This window comes from Rossellomorea sp. FM04394 (assembly GCF_041889765.1).
Lineage (GTDB): Bacteria > Bacillota > Bacilli > Bacillales > Bacillaceae_B > Rossellomorea > Rossellomorea aquimaris_B.
Window position 1 is genome coordinate 2,524,609 of the sequence record NZ_CP168654.1, and the last position, 23,780, is coordinate 2,548,388.

General features: G+C 40.8%; 26 protein-coding genes and 3 other annotated features. Of the genes, 5 read left to right on the plus strand and 21 right to left on the minus strand.

Annotation, left to right across the window (positions count from 1 at the left end; all coding sequences use genetic code 11):
- Positions 1 to 14: 14 nt before the first annotated feature.
- The 3 genes from cspD to mscL all read right to left on the minus strand — a co-directional run bounded on the left by cspD (position 15) and on the right by mscL (position 1,418).
- Positions 15 to 212, minus strand: a complete 198-nt coding sequence (gene cspD, locus ACCB35_RS12665; protein WP_032088076.1) for a cold-shock protein CspD — start codon at positions 210 to 212, stop codon at positions 15 to 17.
- Positions 213 to 397: 185 nt separating this feature from the next.
- Positions 398 to 937, minus strand: coding sequence for a DinB family protein (locus tag ACCB35_RS12670; RefSeq protein ID WP_374057014.1), 540 nt, complete (start codon positions 935 to 937; stop codon positions 398 to 400).
- A 97-nt stretch (positions 938 to 1,034) separates the two neighbouring features.
- Positions 1,035 to 1,418, minus strand: coding sequence for a large conductance mechanosensitive channel protein MscL (gene mscL, locus ACCB35_RS12675; protein WP_374054027.1), 384 nt, complete (start codon positions 1,416 to 1,418; stop codon positions 1,035 to 1,037).
- Positions 1,419 to 1,689: 271 nt separating this feature from the next.
- Between mscL and ACCB35_RS12680 the strand changes: the two genes are divergently transcribed.
- Positions 1,690 to 2,337 carry a hypothetical protein gene (locus ACCB35_RS12680; protein ID WP_374054028.1) on the plus strand — a complete coding sequence of 216 codons (648 nt, stop codon included), beginning with the start codon at positions 1,690 to 1,692 and terminating at the stop codon, positions 2,335 to 2,337.
- Positions 2,294 to 2,542: a DUF2164 domain-containing protein gene (locus tag ACCB35_RS12685; RefSeq protein ID WP_374054029.1), complete on the plus strand. Its 249-nt coding sequence runs from the start codon at positions 2,294 to 2,296 to the stop codon at positions 2,540 to 2,542. Before ACCB35_RS12680 ends, ACCB35_RS12685 begins: the two co-directional genes overlap by 44 nt.
- A 32-nt stretch (positions 2,543 to 2,574) precedes the next feature.
- Here ACCB35_RS12685 and ACCB35_RS12690 read toward each other — a convergent pair whose 3' ends face one another.
- From ACCB35_RS12690 to ACCB35_RS12700, 3 genes are all read right to left on the minus strand, one after another.
- Positions 2,575 to 3,024, minus strand: coding sequence for a hypothetical protein (locus tag ACCB35_RS12690; protein ID WP_374054030.1), 450 nt, complete (start codon positions 3,022 to 3,024; stop codon positions 2,575 to 2,577).
- 971 nt (positions 3,025 to 3,995) lie between these two features.
- The gene (locus ACCB35_RS12695) at positions 3,996 to 4,613 is read right to left on the minus strand and encodes a CoA pyrophosphatase (RefSeq protein ID WP_374054031.1); all 618 of its coding nucleotides are present in this window, start codon (positions 4,611 to 4,613) and stop codon (positions 3,996 to 3,998) included.
- Positions 4,614 to 4,810: 197 nt separating this feature from the next.
- On the minus strand, positions 4,811 to 5,791 hold the full coding sequence (locus ACCB35_RS12700) for a cation diffusion facilitator family transporter (RefSeq protein ID WP_374054032.1): 981 nt from the start codon (positions 5,789 to 5,791) through the stop codon (positions 4,811 to 4,813).
- A 157-nt stretch (positions 5,792 to 5,948) separates the two neighbouring features.
- Here ACCB35_RS12700 and ACCB35_RS12705 point away from each other — a divergent pair, with 157 nt between their 5' ends.
- Positions 5,949 to 7,010 (plus strand): DUF3900 domain-containing protein, encoded by a 1,062-nt coding sequence (locus tag ACCB35_RS12705; RefSeq protein WP_374054033.1) that lies wholly within the window; start codon positions 5,949 to 5,951, stop codon positions 7,008 to 7,010.
- A 112-nt stretch (positions 7,011 to 7,122) separates the two neighbouring features.
- Positions 7,123 to 7,947, plus strand: a complete 825-nt coding sequence (locus ACCB35_RS12710) for a GNAT family N-acetyltransferase (RefSeq protein WP_374054034.1) — start codon at positions 7,123 to 7,125, stop codon at positions 7,945 to 7,947.
- A 53-nt stretch (positions 7,948 to 8,000) separates the two neighbouring features.
- Here the strand turns inward: ACCB35_RS12710 and ACCB35_RS12715 are convergent, their stop codons facing one another.
- Together ACCB35_RS12715 and metG are read right to left on the minus strand one after the other, a co-directional pair.
- The gene (locus ACCB35_RS12715) at positions 8,001 to 8,489 is read right to left on the minus strand and encodes a metallophosphoesterase (RefSeq protein WP_374054035.1); all 489 of its coding nucleotides are present in this window, start codon (positions 8,487 to 8,489) and stop codon (positions 8,001 to 8,003) included.
- A gap of 18 nt (positions 8,490 to 8,507) precedes the next feature.
- A complete protein-coding gene (metG, locus tag ACCB35_RS12720; RefSeq protein WP_374057015.1) occupies positions 8,508 to 10,166 on the minus strand; it encodes a methionine--tRNA ligase in 1,659 nt (552 codons plus the stop codon).
- A gap of 35 nt (positions 10,167 to 10,201) precedes the next feature.
- Positions 10,202 to 10,465: a binding site (T-box leader), on the minus strand.
- 136 nt (positions 10,466 to 10,601) lie between these two features.
- Between metG and ACCB35_RS12725 the strand changes: the two genes are divergently transcribed.
- Entirely contained in the window at positions 10,602 to 11,198 is a 597-nt protein-coding gene (locus tag ACCB35_RS12725) for a class I SAM-dependent methyltransferase (protein WP_374054036.1), read from the plus strand.
- Positions 11,199 to 11,279: 81 nt separating this feature from the next.
- Here the strand turns inward: ACCB35_RS12725 and ACCB35_RS12730 are convergent, their stop codons facing one another.
- The 13 genes from ACCB35_RS12730 to ACCB35_RS12790 form a co-directional block, all read right to left on the minus strand.
- Entirely contained in the window at positions 11,280 to 11,645 is a 366-nt protein-coding gene (locus ACCB35_RS12730; RefSeq protein WP_374054037.1) for a VOC family protein, read from the minus strand.
- A gap of 189 nt (positions 11,646 to 11,834) precedes the next feature.
- A complete protein-coding gene (locus ACCB35_RS12735; protein WP_374054038.1) occupies positions 11,835 to 11,996 on the minus strand; it encodes a hypothetical protein in 162 nt (53 codons plus the stop codon).
- Between the two features lie 149 nt (positions 11,997 to 12,145).
- The gene (trpA, locus tag ACCB35_RS12740) at positions 12,146 to 12,937 is read right to left on the minus strand and encodes a tryptophan synthase subunit alpha (protein ID WP_374054039.1); all 792 of its coding nucleotides are present in this window, start codon (positions 12,935 to 12,937) and stop codon (positions 12,146 to 12,148) included.
- Positions 12,930 to 14,132 (minus strand): tryptophan synthase subunit beta, encoded by a 1,203-nt coding sequence (gene trpB, locus ACCB35_RS12745; RefSeq protein ID WP_374054040.1) that lies wholly within the window; start codon positions 14,130 to 14,132, stop codon positions 12,930 to 12,932. The genes trpA and trpB overlap by 8 nt, the downstream gene beginning before the upstream one ends.
- A gap of 36 nt (positions 14,133 to 14,168) precedes the next feature.
- Entirely contained in the window at positions 14,169 to 14,774 is a 606-nt protein-coding gene (locus ACCB35_RS12750; RefSeq protein ID WP_374054041.1) for a phosphoribosylanthranilate isomerase, read from the minus strand.
- Positions 14,771 to 15,559, minus strand: a complete 789-nt coding sequence (gene trpC / locus ACCB35_RS12755; RefSeq protein WP_374054042.1) for an indole-3-glycerol phosphate synthase TrpC — start codon at positions 15,557 to 15,559, stop codon at positions 14,771 to 14,773. The genes ACCB35_RS12750 and trpC overlap by 4 nt, the downstream gene beginning before the upstream one ends.
- Entirely contained in the window at positions 15,560 to 16,585 is a 1,026-nt protein-coding gene (gene trpD, locus ACCB35_RS12760) for an anthranilate phosphoribosyltransferase (RefSeq protein WP_374054043.1), read from the minus strand. It lies immediately after the preceding gene.
- Positions 16,557 to 17,168: an aminodeoxychorismate/anthranilate synthase component II gene (locus ACCB35_RS12765; protein WP_374054044.1), complete on the minus strand. Its 612-nt coding sequence runs from the start codon at positions 17,166 to 17,168 to the stop codon at positions 16,557 to 16,559. The genes trpD and ACCB35_RS12765 overlap by 29 nt, the downstream gene beginning before the upstream one ends.
- Complete coding sequence (gene trpE / locus ACCB35_RS12770) at positions 17,165 to 18,562, minus strand: anthranilate synthase component I (protein WP_374054045.1); 1,398 nt, start codon at positions 18,560 to 18,562, stop codon at positions 17,165 to 17,167. The genes ACCB35_RS12765 and trpE overlap by 4 nt, the downstream gene beginning before the upstream one ends.
- A gap of 72 nt (positions 18,563 to 18,634) precedes the next feature.
- Positions 18,635 to 18,879: a binding site (T-box leader), on the minus strand.
- A 45-nt stretch (positions 18,880 to 18,924) separates the two neighbouring features.
- Positions 18,925 to 19,170 (minus strand) — a binding site (T-box leader).
- A 91-nt stretch (positions 19,171 to 19,261) separates the two neighbouring features.
- Entirely contained in the window at positions 19,262 to 20,119 is an 858-nt protein-coding gene (locus tag ACCB35_RS12775) for a GNAT family N-acetyltransferase (protein ID WP_374054046.1), read from the minus strand.
- Positions 20,120 to 20,167: 48 nt separating this feature from the next.
- The gene (locus ACCB35_RS12780) at positions 20,168 to 21,682 is read right to left on the minus strand and encodes an NAD(P)-binding protein (RefSeq protein ID WP_374054047.1); all 1,515 of its coding nucleotides are present in this window, start codon (positions 21,680 to 21,682) and stop codon (positions 20,168 to 20,170) included.
- Between the two features lie 54 nt (positions 21,683 to 21,736).
- On the minus strand, positions 21,737 to 23,179 hold the full coding sequence (gene panF / locus ACCB35_RS12785) for a sodium/pantothenate symporter (protein ID WP_374054048.1): 1,443 nt from the start codon (positions 23,177 to 23,179) through the stop codon (positions 21,737 to 21,739).
- Positions 23,172 to 23,453, minus strand: a complete 282-nt coding sequence (locus tag ACCB35_RS12790; protein WP_374054049.1) for a YhdT family protein — start codon at positions 23,451 to 23,453, stop codon at positions 23,172 to 23,174. Before ACCB35_RS12790 ends, panF begins: the two co-directional genes overlap by 8 nt.
- Positions 23,454 to 23,780 lie beyond the last annotated feature (327 nt).

Consider the following 23,780-nt stretch of genomic DNA (forward strand, 5'->3'; position numbering starts at 1 on the left):
GTTTTACAATTGAATTACTTTTGAACGTTGGCTGCTTGTGGTCCACGAGCACCTTCAACGATTTCAAATGTAACGTCTTGACCTTCTTCTAATGATTTGTATCCTTCACCTTGGATAGCGGAGAAGTGAACAAAAACATCGTCTTGACCTTCAACTTCGATGAAACCGAAACCTTTTTCAGCGTTAAACCATTTAACTTTACCTTGTAACATAAAACAAGTACCTCCTAGTGCAGTTGCACATAAAAATATTTATATTCCTGCTCTGATTAAGATTCAAGACGGATGTTCATCAATCATGTATATTAACCGAACAAAAATAACTACCCTTACTATAACAGATTCTAACGGGAAACTCAAGAAATGATTGGGTCTATTTGTAAAATGCAAAGGTAAATCTACTCTACAATTGTAGGAGTATGTTCTTTTGCATAGAGTTTTTTGATCATACGAATTTGCCCTCTATGATTGATCTCATCTTCAAATACATGAAACCATTTAAAAAAGTTATTTCCTTTTTCCCCATACCACCAATCGGTTTCCTCATACAACCAGGGTTCATCAAGTTGTTTGAACTGCTCCACGGTTTTGGACCTGGTTATCTGTAAATTCTTCAGGTAGAATTCAACTGTATTTCCTTTTATCACTTCAGCTGCTCTACTGCCTAAGCTTAACGCAGGTTCCAGGGTTTCTGCATACTCTTCAATTTCATCATCACTTAATTTCTCAAAGGTAAGTACCTGATAAATTTTTTCAACTGCATCAAAATGCGAAAGAAGCATCCCTATTGAATTTGCTTCATCGTGACATCGGTAGTCGAGCACTTCCACCGGTAAGCCCTCCACTTCGCTGATAGAAGTGAACCGTGCATAGTCCATCATTGAAAGGAGTAAAGAAAAGTCTTTTTTCATTCCATTTTTTTCTTTAATTAAATACATTGAGTTGATTTCCATGTTTCTCCCCCTCTAGTTCTTCTCTCTACTATATATTGGATAAATGATGGGAATCTCCTTGTTTATTTTGTCGATTATCCATTTATTGAGAACTGTGCCGGGAATCCTTCAATAAATCTCGTATCTCTTTAAGCAGCTCTTCCTTCTGATCGACCTTCACTTCCGATTTGATCTCTTCTTTGCGTTCTATTTTCTTATATAGCCGTACAATAAAGAATATGACGAGGGCTATGAGGAAGAAATCCACTACGTTTTGCATGAACACTCCATATGTAATGACAGCGTCTCCTACCGTTACTTTTAAATTCGTAAAGCTGATGCCACCAAGCACTATACCTAAAAGTGGCATAATGATATCATCCACAAGGGATTTGACGATTTTACCAAAAGCAGCACCTATAATGACGGCCACTGCAAGATCTATGACATTTCCTTTCACAGCAAACTTTTTAAACTCCTGCCACATTCGCATTCTCCTTTAGTTTATAAATATGTACAGAACTTGGCCTGTCAGGATTTAGTTTGCCACAATTATACAATTTTATATGGTAAGGAGACGTTCTTTCTGCTGCGCCAGTCTTTTAGTATTACTGGGAAAAGGGGAGATTGTCCAATTATAATTAAGCTGGTAGCATTCATCGAAGAATATGAAATTATCAAGCAATGATCTATTTTATACATCCATTTATCAACAAAGCCCTTTACATTTGATACAATTTTCTCGAGGAGGGATAACATTGTTTTGGATATGGTCCGGATTCATTATTTATACATTATTTCTTGCACCTGGAAGAGGGTTTACAAGAGATCCCATCGTACAGGATTTGCTTTCCGGTAACTTTTCTGAGGTGGATCCACTTGTTGTCACTGTTTTCAACTTCCTTGGCCTTTTTCCATTATTGTTTGCCTCATTATTGATCCCCGTCGAACGGGACAAGATCCCTGTATGGCCATTTGTTCTGGGATCATTCGTTCTGGGGGCATTCAGTCTTCTTCCTTATTTCTTCTTACAAAAGAGAAGCACCCCTACATCAATGAGAAAAACTAATTGGATTCAAAAAATTCTAAAATCCAACGTTTACAGTATTCTACTTATACTATTAGCATTCTCATTGTCCATCTATCTTCTAAATGGATTTTCACTGCTCACTTATTGGGAAGCGTTCAATAATTCAAAACTTGTAAGTGTCATGACCATTGATTTCTTCATTCTTCTCTGGCTTTCATCCTATGTAATGAAGAATATATACAATGTCACTCGTTATAGTATGCTTAGCTTCATCCCTATAATCGGTCCGCTTATGTTACGATGGATGAAACACAATGGGAGGGAATCATTTCATGTTTACGAAGATACCAAAAGAACAGAAAGACACAATGATTGAAAAAATCCAGACATTTTATTATGAGCAGACCGGGGATGAAATTGGAGATTTAGGTGCTGAGAATTGGTTTGATTTCTTTATGAAAGAAATCGGTCCCTATCTCTATAATCAGGGAGTGATGGATTCTAAACATGTATTGATGGATAAGATGCTTCTTCTCGAAGATGATTTGTATGCCTTAAAAAGACCGGTCAATACTAGATGATCAATACATGCAAAGGAGCAGGACATTACGCCCTACTCCTTTGTTACGTTATGAAGAACTCGATCATCAATTCGACCATTATCATTAACAAGTTCAATCGTGACGGCTTCTTCCTCTTCGTCCTTAATTTCACTTATCAACTTGTCAATCTCTTCCGGTTTTTTTATGTCTATTGTTTTCTTAACCTCAAACTCTTTTGGTGATTCTCCCTGTTTCCTGCTCTTTAGCTCCTCATCTATATAAATCAAATCGGTTCCCAAGGCGCTTTTAATCGTGGTTCCCTGCAGGAAGAAACGGGTTTGAAACGGAGTATTCGGTTCAAGTGCTTTGTCTGTGAGCACTCCTCTGAATGTAATCGTATTGGCCTTTTCATCTATTGTCACTCCACCATCCACGACCATTTCAGCAGCATTCCGGTTACATGCACTTAATAGAACGGCCATAAGAATTCCGGCCATGATGACTACTTTTTTTCCTTTCACTAAGGTGTCCTCCTTATATGTATGTGCTACTTCATTTTACCAAATGTTAAATGCAAAGTGCCAGAAACAATTGTTCCCGGCACTTTCCTTCCTGATTTTTTCATGCAAGAGAAGTGGAATATAATGATAGGGGATTTTATGAAAATGTTAAATAGAGATAGCTCAGGGGACTAATTAAGGTGAGGTGTAAATTTTTTTAGAAATTAAAGGCTGGTGCTGAAAGTTAGCCATCCGATTTTAATCATTTAATCACAATATAAAAAACACTTGGTGGCTGGATCAAAAGTCGCCAAGTTCACTCTTGGTTTTAGCACACAGTGTGTACTGATTTTCGATAAGCTTTTTTGGATCTTCATTTTCGGTTTGATCTTACCACCAATCGATTACATCCAATAAATCTACCTTACGATTGTTATGTTAACGTTAGATCAATCATTACTAATAGACAAGCAAAAAATTTTAGATGAACGGGATAGGAATTCAGTTTTATATTGGCCTGATGACTTCACGAACTTGATGAAATTTGAATTTTTTAAATAACATAAAAAGAACTCCTACTCTTTACTTTTTGAGATGCTTATTACATACAGCTTTAAGGATAAACAATTTTTCCTGTACACTTAACATTCTCCAGCATTTAGCACGAATAATCATTATTATTTCCCCTCTCCTTAATTTCATCTTTTACTTACTTCTCTTTACCTCCATTCAAACCATTACAAACACTTCAATTTGCTACATATTTACAAACAAAAATACTTTCTCCGACATGTTGCCCTATCGAAAAAAGTATTAATTGAAAATGAATGTCAATACGTATAGGTAATTGTAGAATTTCTTTTTTAGAAAGAATTTGTTTAAAGTTGAAATCATGTTTAAAGAAATTAGTAGTTTATTTCTGCTCCAATCAACTTTCTAAGCATGATGTTTTGTAAATCTACTTTTAGAATTCCGCTTATTAAAAGGACGAATTACGAAAGAAGTTTCACAAAATGGTGAAGGACTCTTGCTGTTAGCCCCCATATGACTTTGTCTTCGTAATAGTAAAAATGTTCTTTCATATTTCTTGCCTGCCAGTTGTAATTTTCTCCACCCGGGATTTGTTTGAACGGAAAGCTCTCTTCTGGCTCCATCTTGAACTTTATGTTATACAAGTCCGGTTCCCTTTCCTGAAGATACGTTAACGGTGTAGTAAAGATTTCTTCCACCTCGGCTTGATTGGGTTTTAATTCTTTTAAGGATACATTTATCTTGCCTACATATGGATAAATGATCGTCCCGAACGGAGATACAATATAATCGAGTGGATAAACCTCAGTTATGGTATCCATATGAATTCCAAGTTCTTCTGATGTCTCCCGAATAGCTGCTGCTTTCTCATCTGAATCGCTTCGGTCAATCCGCCCTCCCGGAAAACAAATTTCTCCTGGTTGTCTTCTCATGTTTAAGGAACGGACTTCAAATAAGACATGCGTTTGGCCGTCCACCTCAATCAAAGGAAGTAGAATAGCATATTCAGAAAATGTTTCGCTTCCAAGTACTTTAGGTGTTCTTTCTTTAATTAGCTGCAGTATCTCATTCACATCCATCCTATCCCCCCCTTTAATATAATCTATCCTATGATTTTCTTTATTATAGTATGAACAAGATCCAAGACCAAACTATACGTATTCCCATTCTATCTATGACTCTATTTTGCCATGAATGCATCTTATAAAAAGGCTTATTGATTTTAATCCTAAACGAATAAACATCCTGCCGAATTTTCGGCAGGATGTTTTGTTCCTTATTGAAGTTCCGGACTACTGCCTTTCCATTCCTGAATTCCATCATCCTCGATGATCCCCAACGTTACGTCCGCAATATCCGGATCACTCATTAATTTATCCTGTATGGCGAACTTAATATCATCTGCTTCTGAAAGTGGTAATCCTCTTTTCAGTTCAAGATACGATTCAACATGATAGTATCGTCCTTCCTGAGTGATTCTCAGTTTAAAGATATCAATTACTGCTTCGTGCTCAAATATCGTACTTGCGATTCGGTCCTCGACTTCCTTCGGGGCAGCAACTCCTATCAGACCGACCATGTTGTCATAACCGACCCTAAAGGCCACTCCTACCATGAGGAATCCAATGACAATGGTGACGATTCCATCCAAAAGCTGATAGACAGTGAAGTAGGACACCAATACAGCAATCAGGGCTAAGATAGCCCCTGAAACAGCAACCAAATCTTCATAAAATACGAGCCTTGTCGGTGGTGAAGCACGCTTTACGTTTTTAAACGCTCCTGAGAAAATTCCCAAACCCGTGCTTTCTGCCCTTGCTTCCTGTCCAATTTCCTTCATTACTTTATAGAGAATGGCACCATCGATAAGGATATTCAGTAATAATACCGACACATTCAGCCAAATGCCCTTTACCTCAGCGGGATGTTTTAGTAAATGAATCCCTTCCCGTATGGTTTCATAGGCCATAATGGAAACAACGATAACCGCAACCATGCAAAAAAGATTGATGACCCTTCCGAATCCGGTCGGAAATTTCTCCGTTGGTTGCTTCTCAGAAAGAACACTTCCAATGAATACAAAGCCTTGATTCACTGCATCAGCCAATGAATGCATCGCCGAGGCGAACATTGCTCCACTTCCACTAATGAAGTAAGCAATACCTTTTGCAATTGCCAGGATCCCGTTCCCCACCATGGCGAAAAAAGATGACTTGTTTCCTTTCTTCACCAAAGAAAAAAATGAATCATTACTCACTTAGCACACCACCTATTTTTAATGCCCATGTAAGTAGTATCTCACCAGAAATAACTTTCATAAGTCAATTGACGAACCTTTTCAGCTTTTCTATACTGAACAATGAATGTATAGAAGATTACGTAAAGCGAATTTATTTAGGTCAGGAGAACAAAACATGGATTTTACAATTCAATACCTTTCCTTCTATTTAATACAAGTAGAGGGTAAAGGCGAAGAAGCTGATAAACGGCATAAGCATTTTCAGACGTTAACTGGAACCGAGTATGAAGAAAGTCCATTAAAAAGCTTTTTAGATGGGGAACTAACCAAAATTGTGAAGCGGAAAGTAGACCGACATTCAAAATCAGAGTCTGCCCCAACAAAAATTGGACGATTTGTAGTGGAACCAGGTCATGAACTGACTTCCAATCCAAACTATAATTTATTTCACCGCACACGTTATGCCGAAAACAAAGAGGATTTTCGCGAAGCCTGCGATCAAATCGTTCAAATGTACATAGAAGCCAGCGCTATTCGCGGTGGTGCATTCCTGGTTGCTACTGCAAAGCTCACGAAATTTTTTGATGATCCGTTTGTGTTCATTATGAAATGTGATTTCGAGCCTAAGGTTGCAACCATTACCGATGAAGCGACCCTGATTCACAATGTCGAAATGGCAATTACCACCAAGAATATGAAATCCATTCAATATCCCTATATGCCGGAAGAAGGCATGATGGATTCAGCCGAAATCAAGATCCATCAAGCATCACATGCGAGATACTTTGAGGATTTCCTGAAATGGGTGGAATATGAAAAGTCCATGCCTGAGATCGTCAAATCACAAGTATACGGCATGGTAAAGGAACATATTTCTGAAACCTATGCGGAAGAAAGTGACGAACGTGTTGAATTTGAAGAAGCGGTGGAAGAATGGGCAATTAGCCCAAAGCGGGAGCTTCAGGAAAGATTCACGACGGAACAAGTGGTGGAAGCCACCTCCCAAATCGTCGAGCAATCCCCTGATGTTGAATTGAAGGTGAAGCTCGATCATGTCTCTATTAAAGCTCTTCTTTCCGACTTTGGCGACAGCATTCATTTGGCAAAAGTAAACGGCCGATATGTACTGATGATTGAAAGCGAGTCCGTCATGTTTGAAAAAGGCTTCTCCCCGCTGGAATTTTTAAAACCTGATGAGCTGCATGAAGTGATACAGCGAATACAAGATAAAGAATAAGCACGACCCATGTACACGGGTCTTTTTTTCATAAAAACCTTGTGTGGATGAAAGAATTTTCATAAAATTTAGTAAGGGAATTCTTTTCATTTTGATTAATAGGGGATGAAACATGCTTACTTCAAAACAGCTTCAAGACATTAAAAACCTGCAGATCGTCTGCGAAAAACACGAAGATATTCATTTAAAGATGAACTGGGATATGCTTAAAAACCGTACAAACAGCCTGGATGATTTCCTTCACTACAAAGGGGATCATCTGATTGGATTTTTAGGTTTGTACGGCTTTGGTGAAACCTATGAATTATGTGGGATGATTCACCCGGATTACCGTAAACAGCAGCTATTTCAAGAACTATTTCAGGAAGCCATACAGTCTCTAAGATCACGATCTGTTCAAAAGCTCTTACTTAACTCTCCCGGCTCATCGGCTTCCGGAAAAGAATTTGTTGAGAAAATAAAAGCCTCTTATGATTTTACAGAATATGAAATGAAGTGGAATAAGAAAAGCTTGTCTATAAACGCTGCTGATGTCCAACTAAGAAGTACGACTGAAGAGGATATTGAAACCATCATTGACCTTGATGCAAAATGCTTCCAGGTTGTAAGATCTGATGCTGAATCCTATACCAAGAGATTGCTTGAAGAATCAGGGGAAGGCAACTTAATGATTGAATATAATGGAACAACCGTAGGGAAGATTAGAATTCAACGAGTGGATAATCAAAGCTTTATTTATGGCTTCGCTATCCATCCCTCCCATCAGGGAAAAGGCATCGGTAGAAATGCCCTGTCTAAAGTCGTCATGATGGAATCCGAATGGTCCAGCGATATTTACCTGGATGTTGCCGCTACAAACAGGAATGCACTCAAGCTTTATGAATCAAGTGGATTTCAAACCTTCTATAGTCAGGATTACTACCAGTATCCTTTATAAGGTTCGGGTCATAGTAAAGTGTAAAGCACAGAGGTTAACACCCCTGTGCTTTTTTAACGGTAAAATTTATGTTCTATTTTCCAAGTGTCTTCAATGGTCAAAACACCGTGGGAGAAGTAAGGGAGTTTACGTTTATCCGTGGGAGAACCGGGATTAAACAAAAAGCTCCCTTTCATATAGCGGGAATATGGGATATGCGAGTGACCAAATATAATCAAGTCAACTTCATCAGGTTGGAATGCTTCGAGGGCTCTTTTTTCCGTTGTTTTTCCCATACCGTCTCCATGCACCACCCCAATCCTAAGTCCTTTTTTCATAATGATTCTTTTTTGGGGAAGTAACGCCTGAAGATCTGGATCATCAACATTTCCTACAACGGCAACCAGTTCTCCGTACTCCATAAACTCGTTATAAACATCAAGGGTTTGAAAATCTCCGGCGTGAATGATTAAATCACTTTTCTTGAGGTCTTCCTTCAGAATTTCTGGAAGCCCTCTCCTAACTTTAGGCATATGAGTATCTGACACGACTATAATCCTCATTTCATGCTCCTTTTGGTTTCACTCGGCTTTCTCTTTCAAATGATTCCTTTCCATCTCAATTCTCTCAAGGTCAATTCGATTGAATAATGGTGTGGTCGCTTCAATGCTGAGCTTCACCGGCAAAGATACCGGCGCCCACCCTGTTTGACTGGCCTTCCCCAGCTGAACTGCCAGTTTTGAAGAAGTGAAGGGTAAAAACGGCTGAATAAGAATCCTTACATTACATAATACGTACAGGAATTCTTCCAGTACCTTTTTCCCTTCCTCCCTATCCTCTTTTATAACATTCCACGGTTTCTTTTCATCAAAACGCTTATTCGACCATCGAATAAATTCGAATGCTTCTTCCAGTCCCTGTCGAGTTTTCCCTTCTTCAATCGCTTGACCGACAGAAAGAAACGTATCCCCTATTTTTTGCTTAATTTCATTTGGGACAACAGAAAGTGTAAGTTCCTGACCAAATTCTTTCCCATAAAATTTTAACGTTCGTTGAACCAGATTCCCCAGAGCCCCCAGCAGTTCACTGTTATGACTATAAATGAATTCTCTCCAGGAGAAATCTGCATCTCTCTTCTCCGGGGCATTAATGGTGAGAAAATACCGAATGGAATCTGGATGATAGTCGTTGAGAAGATCCTTCACCCAAACAGCCCAATTGCCGCTCGTTGAAATTTTCCTTTTCTCAAGCGTCAGGTATTCATTTGAGACAATATAGTCAGGAAGATTTCTTTCTCCAATTCCTATGAGAATGGCCGGCCAAATAATACTATGAAAAGGTATATTATCTTTCCCATGAACATAATAGGACGTGGCTGCCTCCTGCCAAAAGTCTTTCCAATCACGCTGGTGATCCCTCGCCCACTTTTTTGACGCACTCAAATAACCGCTCACTGCTTCTATCCATACATAAATTTTCTTATCTTGAAAACCTTGAATCGGGACACTTACACCATTTTCTATATCCCTTGTCACCGGACGGTCATGCAAACCCTCATTTAAATAGCGTCTCGTGAGCTGTAGGGCATTATCCCTCCACCCCGTGCCGTTATCCAACAGTAATCGTTGTAGAGGTCCCTCCAATTTAGAAAGAGAGAAATATAAATGCTTTGTCGTTCTAAGCACAGGTTCATGACCACAGAGCTTGCAGGTTTTATCCCTTAAATCCGTCGGGTCTAAAACCGTCGAGCATTGATCACACTGATCACCCCTTGCCCTCGAACCACAAACGGGACAGACTCCTTCCACAAACCGATCCGGCAAAAATTGCTGATCATGTTCACAATACGTTTGCTCCACTTCTTTTTCATAAAGCCAGCCCCGTTGATAAAGGGTGGTAAAGATGTTTCGAACTTCTTCATGATGATGTGAGTGATCAGTTCTTGTATACTCATCATAACTAAAGCCTAAGGCGTGAAAACACTCCAGGAACTCGTGGTGATATCGATTCGCGACCTCTTCAATACTTGTTCCTTCCTGTCTGGCCCGAATACCAATAGGGGTTCCATTACAGTCACTTCCTGACACATAGAGAACATCCTCTCCTTTTAAACGGTAATATCGTGCAATAATGTCCCCTGGCAATAGGGCTGCGATATGCCCTAAATGTAACGAGCCATTTGCGTATGGCCAAGCGCCACCAATAAATATAGTCATGACCTTTTCCTCCTCCTGAACAATATAAAAAACCCCTCGTCCTTAGATATCAATCGACATCTAAGGACGAGGGGTTGAACTCGTGGTACCACCTTAGTTTATAGCTTGCTCACACAAGTCTATCTCAGCAAGTACGGAGCATAAAAAGCTCTTATACCGTGACATGGATAACGGATGCCCACTCCCGTCCTACCCTACACCAAAGTGGTTCGAATAGAATGCTCCGAGACCATTTTCCATAACGAGTTATCCTGCTTCTTTTCAGCTTCCGAAGCTCTCTGATAAGGGGCTCATCTATGTACTCTTCTCATCAACGCAAATTAGATTTGTTTATATTATGCCACTTTTTCAAAAAATTGCAATATTACTTTCGAGGTTTTATTTGTGTCTATTAGTGGAAAGGTGAATAGACAATACTATTTTTTTAGGACAGATTTCAACAAAAGAGGTGATGCCCTGTTGTTTTCATTACAAAAGCAATTCAAGCGTCCGAATGGATTGCTTGGCTGGTTAGTCGGAAAAGTAATGGAATTTGATAATCGAAAAATTAACAATTGGTCCATTAAGCAATTATCCATTAAAGATGGCGATCATATTCTGGAAGTAGGCTATGGACCTGGATATTGTATTCATCGGATTTCCAGTCGTTTTCCTAAATCGCTTGTAGATGGGGTTGATATCTCTGAGACAATGAAGAGTGCTGCACAGAATAAGAATGAAAAAGCCATTGAGAACGGAAGAGTTCGCTTATTTGTTCATGATATTAGTCAATTTGAATTGAACAACGTAGAGTACGATCGGATCTTTTCCGTCAATAACTACCCCCTATGGAAGGACCAGAAAAAATCACTTTCACATTTATATAATATGCTAAAAAAGGGCGGCATCCTTCTCATCACCGTCCAGCCACGTGGGGATGAAGAAAGGGATAGCCGGGCGAAACACTATGGAGAAAGTATTTCTGAAGCATTGCATGAAGCTGGCTTTAAAGATATCACTCTTTCTTATAAGAATGTAAAACCCGCTTTAACGGTATGTGTGAAGTGTGTGAAGTGAATTTGCAAATATAAAAAACCTCCTGAAGAACAATTCTTCAGGAGGTTTTTTACTATACTGTTTACATGTTTTTAATCAACATTAACCCGTACAAATCATTAATAAATTCCCGTTGATATCTCTAAAATTAAAATAAGAGAAGTCGGGGAACGTGATGATCCCGGATTCAAATGTGACTTTCTTTTCGTAGAAGTCTTCTCTTACCTTTTCAATTTGAGTGGTATGGAAATTGCATATTGGAACATTTGAAGCAGATGGAGTGAATCCTTTTTCCTCTTCCAGAGTCAGGGATGTTTCCCCCATCTGAAAAGTATAGACGGGAAGCTCCTCAATCTCTTTATACTGCACGGGATCGATTTCAAAACCTAGCACTTTTCCGTACCAATCCACAGACTCCTTTAGATTAGCCACGGGGATAAACACTGTATTCAGTTTTCTATGAATCACCTGAATCCCTCCTTATGTAGCCGGCTTTTTCATAGAATGAAAATCCTTTTATTTATCGTGAACTTGAAGTGGGGCTCGAATCCCTATATTGTCAGATTAATAGAAATAATTGTATATTACAACCTAAACCTTCGCATTTCTGATCAAAATACAAAACAGTCAGCCCGCATAGAACTGACTGTTACCATTTTACTCTTCAGTGTTGCTTTCTTCAGTATTGCTTTCTTCTTCCATGTTTTCTTCCGTTTCAGTACCTGTGTCTTCCTCTGTGTCGCCACTGCATCCGGCTGCAAATGTTACTACTGATAGAGCTGTCATTAACATTAATAACCACTTTTTCATACTTTTCATTTTAATAGCCTCCTGTTATGATGCTTTGTTTACTACATCTCTATCATACTGATTTCAGGAGGAAAAAGAAGGCTATTTACCTTTATTTAACATACATTTAGAATCTGTTAATCTAGGCGTTCATTTATTTACGAATAATTCAGTAATCTTTACAAATTTAATGCTTTAGCCTTTGAAGCATTGATTAATTCTTTTATTTCATCAAATGATTCATGCTGAATCAAATCGATTATTTTGCTTCCAACGACCACTCCATCACAGTACTTACTCATAGTACGCACATGGTCAGGGGTGGATATTCCAAACCCGGCAAGTACTGGGACTTGACTGTTTTCTTTCAATTTATTCAGGTGGGCTGAAATAGTGTTGCCAAATCCTTCTCTACTTCCAGTAATACCATTAATCGTAACCGCATAAAGGAAACCTTCGGTGACGGAAGCCAATTCCTGGATTCTCTCTAAAGGACTCGTTAGCGTTGCTAATTGAATAATGGCGATTCCATTTTCTTGAGATGGTTCCCGGACCAAGTCATGATGTTCAAGCGGCAGATCAGGAATGATCACACCGTCCACCCCTGCATTCTCACAATCTAGAAAGAAACGCTCTACTCCATATTTGTAAATGGGGTTAAAATAGGTCATAAAGACTAACGGGATGCCTATTTCCTTTCTGCTTTCCTTTAGCACTTCAAACACTTTTTGCAGTGTCGTCCCATTCTCAAGTGCCCGCTTCCCTGCCTCCTGGATGGTCGGGCCATCGGCAACGGGATCCGAGAACGGGATCCCGACTTCTATGGCCGTCGCCCCTCTTTCTTCGAGCATTTTCAGGGTCGTTATCAAGGTCTCTATCCCCCCATCGCCTGCCATCACGTAAGGAATGAATAGTTTGTTCCCTTTACCCAGTTCAGCTTTAAACGTATTTTCAAGAAATGATTTACCCATGTTGATTACCTCCCAGTAACTCTTTCACTTGTTCCACATCTTTATCTCCTCTGCCGGATAAACAAATCACTACTGACTCTTCTTCTCTCATTTTCCCAGCTAACTTCACCGCATAGGCGACTGCGTGTGAGCTTTCAAGTGCTGGTATAATTCCTTCTGTCTGGGACAACTGCTTAAATGCATCTAATGCTTCCCCGTCTGAAATAGACGTATATTCCACTCTATCCATGTCTTTCAAATAGCTATGCTCCGGCCCGACACCAGGGTAATCAAGGCCAGCTGAAACAGAGTGGGCTTCCTGAATCTGCCCTTCATCATTTTGCAGCAGGTACATCATGCTGCCATGAAGAATACCGACGGACCCCTTTGTTAATGTGGCTGCATGTTTGTCGGTTTCAACCCCGCTTCCAGCCGCTTCCACGCCGTATAAGTCAACTTCCCTATCATCTATGAACGGGTGGAACATCCCGATGGCATTGCTCCCGCCTCCAACACAAGCGACGATTGCCTTTGGCAGGCGTTTTTCCTTTTCGAAGAACTGTCGCTTTGTTTCTTTTCCGATCACACTTTGAAAATCCCGTACCATTTTAGGGAATGGGTGTGGCCCTAACACGGAGCCGATAATATAGTGTGTGTCCTCTACATTTGCGACCCAGTAGCGCAGGGCTTCATTGACTGCATCTTTTAGTGTGGCGCTTCCCTGGGTTATACTTACCACTTTCGCTCCCAGTAGCTCCATTCTGAAAACGTTGAGCTTCTGTCTGCGAATATCTTCCTCCCCCATAAAAATGACGCAATCCAGGTTTAATAGGGCGCATACGGTTGCCGTTGCGACACCATGCTGCCCTGCTCCAGTTTCCGCCACGATTTTTCTTTTGCCCATCCGTTCGGCGAGCAGGGCCTGACCAATTGTATTATTGATTTTATGAGCACCCGTATGATTGAGGTCCTCACGTTTTAAGTAGATTTTCGCTCCCCCCACCTGTTTGCTCAGATTTTCAGCAAAGTAGAGAGGATTTTCTCTTCCTACATAATCCTTTAAATAGCTTTGAAGTTTCGCTTGGAATTCTTCATCCTTAGAGGCTTCATCATAAGCCTTTTCCAATTCTTGAACAGCCCTCATCAATGATTCCGGAACGAACCTTCCCCCGAATTGCCCGAATAACCCTTTTTGATCTGGTTGTGCGTATATCATCTCAATTCCTCCATTCACTTATTAATCAATCAATCGTTATACCGACTTCGCCTCTCGAATAAATGCTTCTATCTTTCTTCTATCCTTCTTCCCATCCGTCTCCACACCACTAGAAACATCCACCATATAGGGACGGACCTTTGTGATTGCCTCCCGAATATTATCCAGATTCAATCCACCGGCAAGAATCAAGCGCTGAGGGATGTTTAGTGCATGGACATAACCCCAATTAAACGTTGTCCCATTCCCTCCACGATGAGGCCCCTTTCCACTGTCCACCAAAATCATCTCTCCGCCAAAGTGTTCGATCCCATCTAAGTCTTCTTTTTCCTTTATCGAAACCGCCTTGATAAAAGGAAGATTGAGATTATTACAAAATTGAACTGATTCATCGCCATGAAGCTGCACGTAATCTAGATTTACTGTTCTGAATATTTCTTCCATCTTCTTTTGAGATTCATTTACAAACACGCCAATTTTTAATACATGAGAAGGAAGTGAAGCACTTATAAGTGCTGCTGATTCCACGTCAATTTTTCTTTTACTTTCTGCGAATACGAATCCTATCGCATCAACTCCTGCTTCAAGTGCCCACAGAGCCTCTTCTTGCCTTCTTATTCCACACACCTTTACTTTGGTCATTTCACCACGCCTTTTCTTACTTGTAAGGAAGCAAGCTTAGTTGCCGGGTCATCACTTCTCATTAACGTCTCTCCTACCAGGACCCCATCCGCTCCAGCGTTTACGACTCGATGACAGTCTTCTACATTTCTTATTCCACTTTCGCTTATGAACACGATATCTGTTCCATTTACCATGGAGCCGAGAGTTTCTGTGATCAGTAGATTGACTTCAAATGTTTTCAGGTTACGATTATTTACACCAATTATAGTTGCCCCTAATTCCATAGCGACATTCATTTCTTCTGCATTATGAACTTCTACAAGAACTTCCAGGCCAAGCTCCGTTGCATAAGAATATAATTCTTGTAATCTGTTTACATCTAAAGCAGCCACGATAAGAAGAATGACATTTGCCCCAGCGTCCTTGGCACGATCTATCTGAATTTCATCGATTATAAAGTCCTTACAAAGAATTGGGATGGATACTTCTTTTCGAACATTTGCGAGATCCTCCATACTTCCTTTAAAGAAAGGAGCATCGGTTAATACCGATATGGCACAGGCTCCCGCTTCTTCATACTTCTTTGCTTGGATCACGGGATCCACATCTGTCCGGATATCCCCTTTTGATGGAGATGCCCGCTTAATTTCAGCAATCACCTGTAATTTGGAAGCTGATTTTAATGCTTTATATAAGGAATGACTGGGACTTCCATTATAATAATAGGATTCATACCCTCCATTCTTTAACACTTTCACTTCCTCTTTCTTTTTTTCAAGAATGGTTTGTAGAATGGTAGACACTTAAATCACCTGCTTTCGACGTTGTTGACTATAACGAACCAATGAGTGGAGCTTTTCTTTTGCACGGCCGCTTTCAATACTTTCTCTGGCAAGCTCTACACCTTCTACAAAGCTGGCCGCCTTGCCTTGAGCGTACAGGCCGATTCCGGCATTGAATAACACCGTATCAGTGTAAGCACCTTCCTTCCCATTTAATACTTCTTCTAAAATGATGGCATTGTCTCCCGCGTCCCCTCCACGTATCTCTTCCAGGGAATAACTCGGAAGGCCGACATCTTCTCCCGTTAAAGTGAGTGAAGTAATTTGCCCTCCATCCAGCAAAACGAGATGATTTTCTCCTGCTAATGAGGCTTCATCCATGTAATCAGCCCCATTAAGCACAATCGCCCGTTTTCTGCCCAGTGCATGTAAAACATTTGCCATCGTTTCTAATTTATCTCTTCTATATACCCCAAGGAGCTGAGTCTCCAGATGAACCGGATTCGTTAATGGTCCTATGAGATTAAAGATGGTAGGAATCTTTAATTCTTTCCTAACCTTCATTACCTTTTTTAAGCCTGAGTGAATATGTGGTGCAAATAGAAAAGCAATATTGGCTTCATCCAGTAAACTTTCTACCTCATGAGATTGAAAATCGAGTGCCACCCCCAAATGTTCTAACACATCTGCACTACCTGTTTTACTGGAAATACTTCTGTTACCGTGCTTCGCAACCTTCACCCCGGCCCCGGCAAGAACAAATGCACTCGTTGTACTGATATTAAAGCTCTGGGATCCGTCTCCACCTGTTCCACAGTTATCCAAGATTCCTGTTAATGTGCTTCTAATAGGCATCGCTTTCTCCCTTAAAATTTCAACAAGAGCGGTAATTTCATCTACAGTTTCCCCCTTCATTTTTAACAGGGTCAGGAAACAGGCGATTTGACTATCCTTTGTTTCTTCAATGAACAATTTTTCTACTGCCTCTCTCATCTCTTCTCTCTCTAATGAATGACCGTTAGATAACTTCTGTAGATAGGGTTTCACGGTTATTCTCCTTTCTCATCTGAACTAAAAAGTTTTGAATGATTTTCTTTCCTGTTTTCGTACCGATGGATTCTGGATGAAATTGAAGCCCGTACATCGGATACTTCATATGCTTTATCGCCATGATCTCTCTATCATCCATGGACAAAGCGACAGTCTCTAATTGTGTCGGCAGGGTCCCATTCTTAATCACCAGGGAATGGTATCTCATCACCTCTAATGGTTGCGGCAGATATTCGAATACTCCGCTGCCATCGTGTTGAATGAGGGATGTTTTTCCGTGCATGACTTTCTCAGCCACTTCAATGGTTGCCCCGAATGCTGCCCCGATTGCCTGATGCCCTAAACAAACCCCTAAAATCGGCACACTAGCGTGAAGATTCTGTATTATCGAGATACAAATGCCCGCATCTTCCGGTTTCCCTGGACCAGGGGATAAAATGATTCCCGAAGGATTCAATTCCTTGATTTCCTCTAATGAAATAGCATCATTCCGTTTCACGGTTACTTCTTCACCGAGCTCTTCTATATATTGATACAGGTTATACGTAAAAGAATCATAGTTATCAATAAGAAGGATCATCCTGTCACCTCCAATAATGATTTAGCCTTATTCATGGTTTCTTCATATTCACTGGCTGGGTCTGAATCATAAACAATACCGGCACCGGCTTGAACATATGCCGTTTGATCTTTAAGAACCATCGTCCGGATGGCAAGGGCAAAATCCAAATTCCCGTTCACCCCGATATACCCGACGGCACCTGAGTACACTCCGCGCTTTCTGGTTTCAAGTTCATTGATGATTTGCATCGCCCTGATTTTCGGTGCTCCGCTGACCGTACCTGCCGGTAAGCAGGTTGTTAATGCTTCCAGTGGTGTTATTTCTTCTTTTAATTCACCCTTTACTTCCGAAACGATGTGCATGACATATTTATATCTTTCAATCGTTAAGTACTTTGAAAGGTAAATCGAGCCGACCTCACAGACTCTCCCTAAATCATTTCTGCCTAAGTCAACCAGCATTTGATGTTCAGCGATTTCTTTTTCATCTGAGAGTAATTCCTTCTCTAGCTCCCTGTCCAGATCATGTGTTTCTCCCCTTCTTCGCGTTCCTGCAATCGGGTTGGTGGTGATTTCCCTCCCTTGCACTTTCAGCAAGCTTTCTGGTGATGCCCCCATTACGACATAATCCTCGAAATCAATGAAGAACATGTAAGGGGACGGGTTGGATTTCCTCAAGCTTCTATAGAATGAAAATGGATCCCCGGTAAAGGACGCCTTTAGTCTTTGAGAGAGCACGACTTGAAATATCTCACCTTCTCCTATGGATTGCTTTGCCCTCTCCACCTTTTCCATGAATTCGTCTTTTGAGGTTTGAGCATGGAAGGACAGGCGATCCAGTTTCTTTTTATCAGTTTTCAAATACACATTGTTCAACTCAGCCTCGACTTCCTTCACCTTTTTATCCAGATCCCCTTTTTGATCCTCTGTCCATTCATTCATGACGACAATAAACACTTTGTGTTCCAGATGATCAAACACAATGACTTTTTCATAAAACATGAGATGAATATCCGGCATTTCCAATTCATCTTGAGGAGTAATACCGATGTCTTCGTAAAGTCGAATAACGTCATATCCCAGATATCCAATCCCCCCACCTGTAAAAGGAAAAGGCGCAGCTTTTAGTTCGTGGGTAGGAATAAGGCTTTGTATGATTTGGATGGGATTCCCCACAATTTCATTCATTTCATTTGCAGATGATTTTTTTAACTGTACGGTATTTCCGTATGCTTTACATTCTAAAAATGGATCACTCCCCACAAATGAATACCTACCGGATTGTTCATGCTTCAATGAGCTCTCCAATAAAAATTTCTTCTTACCTTTTAACGATTGAAAAAGTGAGATGGGTGTAAATATGTCTCCGTTTAATTCTTTCACCACATAATCCAATGCTTGCTGTTTCATCATTTCATGCCTCCAATTTATGTTCCATCCTGAAAATCCATAAAAAAAGTCCCCTATGAACAGAAAAATCCGTTCATAGAGGACGATGCTGACCGCGGTGCCACCTCTGATTGGGATACAATGTATCCCCTCTTGCTTCAAGTACGGGGTCTATCACCCGATACTCTATCCTGTTAACGGTGGAATTCCGTACGACCCTACTTCCATTCAGATCATCTCTCATAAGTCCATTCCATACAAGCTATCATGCCAAGGTCTCACCATCCTCAGCTCTCTGTCATGCATCACTTGAATGTACTCCTCTTACTCAACGATTTATCATTATTCAGTTATAAAAAAAGGGCATCTCGATCCATTTACATCATGTAAAGGACGAGATACCCGTGGTGCCACCTTTGTTGACTGCCTGAACAGTCCACTCAATCGTATCGAAGCGGTTTGCTTGAATACGCGTCTTTTGTAACGATAAGACATTCGCCAAAGCCTACTCCCTAAGGTTTCGGTTTGGAGGCTCGGAAGTCCATTCCCAAAGATCGTTCACACTGGTTCTCACCAACCACCAGCTCTCTTCAGTGTCGATCAGAGGTACTCCTCTTCGTCAAAGCCATTCGCTCATTTAATTAATTGTTTATTATACTAATCGCTTTCCTTCACAATGTCAACTATTTATATAAAATAATATTCTGATATTGATCAAAAGGTTCACAGAATGGAGATCATCATGGAATCACAAACGGGATTATAGCCGATTTCCATATAAATCTTGTTGGAGGTGGGATTATCCAGGTCCGTATAAAGGGAAAGAAAGGAGTGGTCCTTCAACAATAGATGGCTCAGCTCTGCTACAACAGAAGATGCGTATCCTTTTTTCCTGTATTCTGTAGGGGTGTATACAAAATTTACGGTAATGCCGTTTTCCGTTCTTCTTGCCCCCCGTGCCATGGAAACAGGCTTTCCGTCCACTTCCCAAAAAAACACATATGGTTCATTTTCAATCATATCCGTCGCTCTTTCAAGAGCCTCTTCACCCGACATGGGTATCACTTCTGTATCCTCGATAAACCCAAGTAGCCACCGGGCTAAAAGCCCTTCCTGGCCCTTCCGTACCGGAACCATTTTCCCATCGCTTAACGGAATATCATTCACCTTATTCAATTGGTAAATACGTTGCCTCATACGGACGTTGAAACTCTCTCCTGTAACGTGACACCATGCATGAGTCAATTGAAGTGCGGTTTCCTTTTCAGCAACAAAACCGGGAATTGTGATATTGGTATTCTTGCAAAACGTTATGAGCTGTTCAGCTATTCCTTGAATCTCTCCCCTTCCTACTTTCAGTGTACTGACAAGGTAATGAGGGGGAGTCATGATGAATGATCCCGCTACCATGCCATCCCCATTTTCCACTAAAAGAAGAAGCGGATCTTTATACTTGTCACTCGTTTTCATCGTGTTCAACAAACCCAAAGGCAGGTTATTCGCTGCTTCATCTTCCATTAAAAGCGAATTGACCTTATCATGGAAGGCTGTCGGGTCCTTATACTGTGTCAGCTTATACATATTATCACCCCATTCCCAGAATTCTACATCATCATTTAACTTTCCTCCTTACTTCTGAAGTTTTCTGCCTGTTATGGAGTGAAATACATGGTAAGCACTTACAGATACACCGATGGTCCCTGCACCTGGAAAGACTGAGTCACCACATACCCACACGTTTTCCAATGTGGTCCTGTGGGAAAGACTTTTGAAGAGAGCATGGTCATTAGATTGAGGAAATCCACCTACAATGCCCTCAGGCCTACCCGTATACCGTTCCCACGCTTTAGGTGCTCCAGGGTAAATGTCTACAACGCCATCTCTTATAGTGGGAATGACCGACTCTATGGAATCGAGCATCTTCTCCATAAGATTCTCCTTGTATGAATCATATCTTTCTTTTGTTTGCCATTTTTCCAATTTAGTATGGGTTGATACCGTTAAGGTACGGAATCCTTCCGGTGCACGTTGACGGTCATTTGGATGGGATAGCGATAAGAAGAGATGATCCCCTTCTGTCATATTTCCATTTGGACTTGTACAAATTTGGGAATACAAGGGGTAGGAATCTGGGAGTGATTCATCTTTCAGCAACATATAAAGGGACATGGTTCCCCAAATAGCTTCATTTTCTTTTACACTTAAATACTTATCAAGATTTGTTTTGTAGCGGAGGGGAAAAAGATTTTTTAAAGACTGCACCGGGAAGTTGCATATTACATGATTTGCACGATATTCATTACCCCTATGATCAAGTATGATCCATTCTTGTTCATGATCATCACGCTCGATGCGAACCGCCTTTCTGCCTAACGTGGCTTTAACCCCTATAGACTCTGAAAATCCGACCAGGCTTTGGGCTATTTGGAATAATCCACCTTCCAGATAGAATGCACCTTCATGATAAACATCCATAGCCAGGCATCCCATCAATAATGAACACTGCTCGCTGGTCACCTGCATACTATCAATCAGTTGTCCATCGATAAAATGCTTAAATGAAGAGTGTTCGCTGAGTCCATGTTTCTTTAATAAATCTAGCATTGTTTTCTGAAAGGTAGGGAGTAGTGTCAGAGATCCGGGTTTTAAACTTAACGTGAGCTCCAGCCAGTCTTTCACCGTTTTAGGTGGGAGTATGGGCAACGCGACCATCAGCTTTCGTATTTCTGCAGCTATCCTGTACACTTCTTCATAAAAATCGCTCAGCTTTTCCGGTATTTCTGGATACGCTTTCTTCAACTCATTCACATGTGTTTCCCTATCTCGGTAGAATATCAGGGTCTTATCAGGAAGGTGAATATCCATAACCTGATCAAGCATAAGAGACTTAGGTGGTTCTATCCCTAAATAGTCAAAAATACGCTGATGGATGCCTCCTTTTTCAAACCCCATGGCAAGAGTTGCCCCAACAGGAAATAAGGCTTTTCCTCTCTGGAATTTACCAGCACACCCTCCCCATTCCCTTGAAGCCTCAAGAATCTGTACATTGTAATCAACACTTCCAAGGAGGGCAGCTGCGGTCAGACCACCAATTCCTCCGCCTATTATGACAACAGAATTTTTCAAGTTAATCACCCAATTCATTGATTCTTTCTAAAATGTAACCTTTTCCGTCGGGTAAATACAAAGATGGATGGGTTAAACCCATCCATCTTGTCGATATTGTGCTTGAGTAAACAGGGAAACGAGTACATACATGAAAAAAGAAATGACAATTGGAAAGATGACCGTGTGCATATCCAGATAATTAGGTGCGAAACTGTGGAATAAGATGTACGCTACCAGTCCTGAAATCATTGAAGCAATGGCACCATGGGCATTCCCCTTTTTCCAATATAATCCTAAAACGATCGGCCAAATAAAAACAGCTTCAAGGCCTCCAAATGAAAATAAGTTAAGCCAGATAATTAATTCAGGAGGACTCAACGCCATAAGAAAAACGAGAATTCCCGTTATACTTGTCACCCAAAAGCTAATTCTTTTTACTTGTTTTTCCTTTGCATCCTTATTGATGAAATTCATATACACATCTTTCACAATAGCCGAGGATACAATCAATAATAATGAATCCACTGTCGACATGATCGCTGCCATCGGAGCTGCCAGGACAATCCCTGCAAGCCATGGTGGAAGAACTTCTAAAGCGAGAAGGGGCATGACTTTATCAGCGACTTCTATTCCCGGGACCACGACCCTTGCAAGCACACCGATTAAGTGCATACCGAGCATAATGGAACCGACGACAATGGTTCCGATTATAAGCGCTCTGTGTAAAGAACGGGAATTCTTATAGCTCATGGCCCTGACTGCCACTTGAGGCAACCCGACAACACCCACACCCACCAAAATCCAGAAAGACGAAATGTAGCGGGCACTTAATTCTCCATCATGACCATGAGGACTTAATAAGTCAGGATTTTCCGCTTTCAATCCCGTCATGATGTTCTCCATTCCACCTCCGGCTATGATGGTGGCAATCAATAGAATAATGGTTCCCCCAAGCATGACCACCCCTTGGATCGCATCCGTGATGGCAACCGCACGAAAGCCCCCGATAATGACGTAAACAAGAACCGATACGGCAAACAGGAAAAGAGCACTCTCGTAGGTTAACCCGGTCAATGATTCAATGAGCCGTGCTCCACCTACCCATTGAGCAATCATGGCTGAGAATAAAAAGATGATGATACTTATGGCAGATAGGATGGTAATCTTATTGCTGCCATATCTTCCTTGTAAATAATCGATCAAAGTAACAGCCCTGTACTTGCGGGCCATAATCGCAAACTTTTTCCCGAGTATAAGGAGGACAAAGTAGCCTGTTGCCACTTGTGACATGGCTAAAAGAACCCACGATAAACCATATGTATAGGCTGCGCCGGGTCCCCCGATGAAACTGCTGGCACTTCCATAGGTCGCAATCATGGTCATCGCCAAAATAAATCCACCAAGCTGACGGCTCCCCAAGAAGTATTCCTGGACGAAGGAATCTGCTCTACTTACATTTCGGGCCGCATATATTCCCACAACAAAAATCAAGATTAAAAAAGCAAATAAGGGAACTAATGCCACACTATTCATGATCATCCCCCTCCTCGTCAAAAGGTATATCAGTAAGCAGATACTTTACGACGATAATCACTAAAAATACCATAAGGAAAAAGCCAACGATGCAGCTGTAAAAAAACCACTCAGGCATCCCGAGGATCCAATCGTAATCTGAAACCGGTTGACCACCTAATCCGAACGCAAAACCATACCACCATAAGAAATTTATGAGAACAAGTGCTACTCCTATCAGTGCCTCGTGACGTGCAACCCTGAACCGTTTATCTTCTTTATGATCCACGTACATTCCCCCTCCTTAAATTACACATTCTTTAACAATTTACGACAGGAAGAAATGAAATGCAATATAAAAAGACAGACCCGAAGCAAATGCTTCGGGTCTGTCTTTTTATATCTAATAAAGGGGGTTTTTCATGAACCATTCTCTCTATTGAAAGAGGGGGAAACTCTTTTGTTCAAATGAGAATGATTTTCAATATCATTGTAATCCCTCTTTTATTAAATGTCAACATAATACTCTTATTTACCGAAGGAAATATTTGGTGCCTCCAAATGTGAATTGTGGTAAAATTCTAAATTGAGCTCATATTATAGAGATAGAGAATAGAGGGGG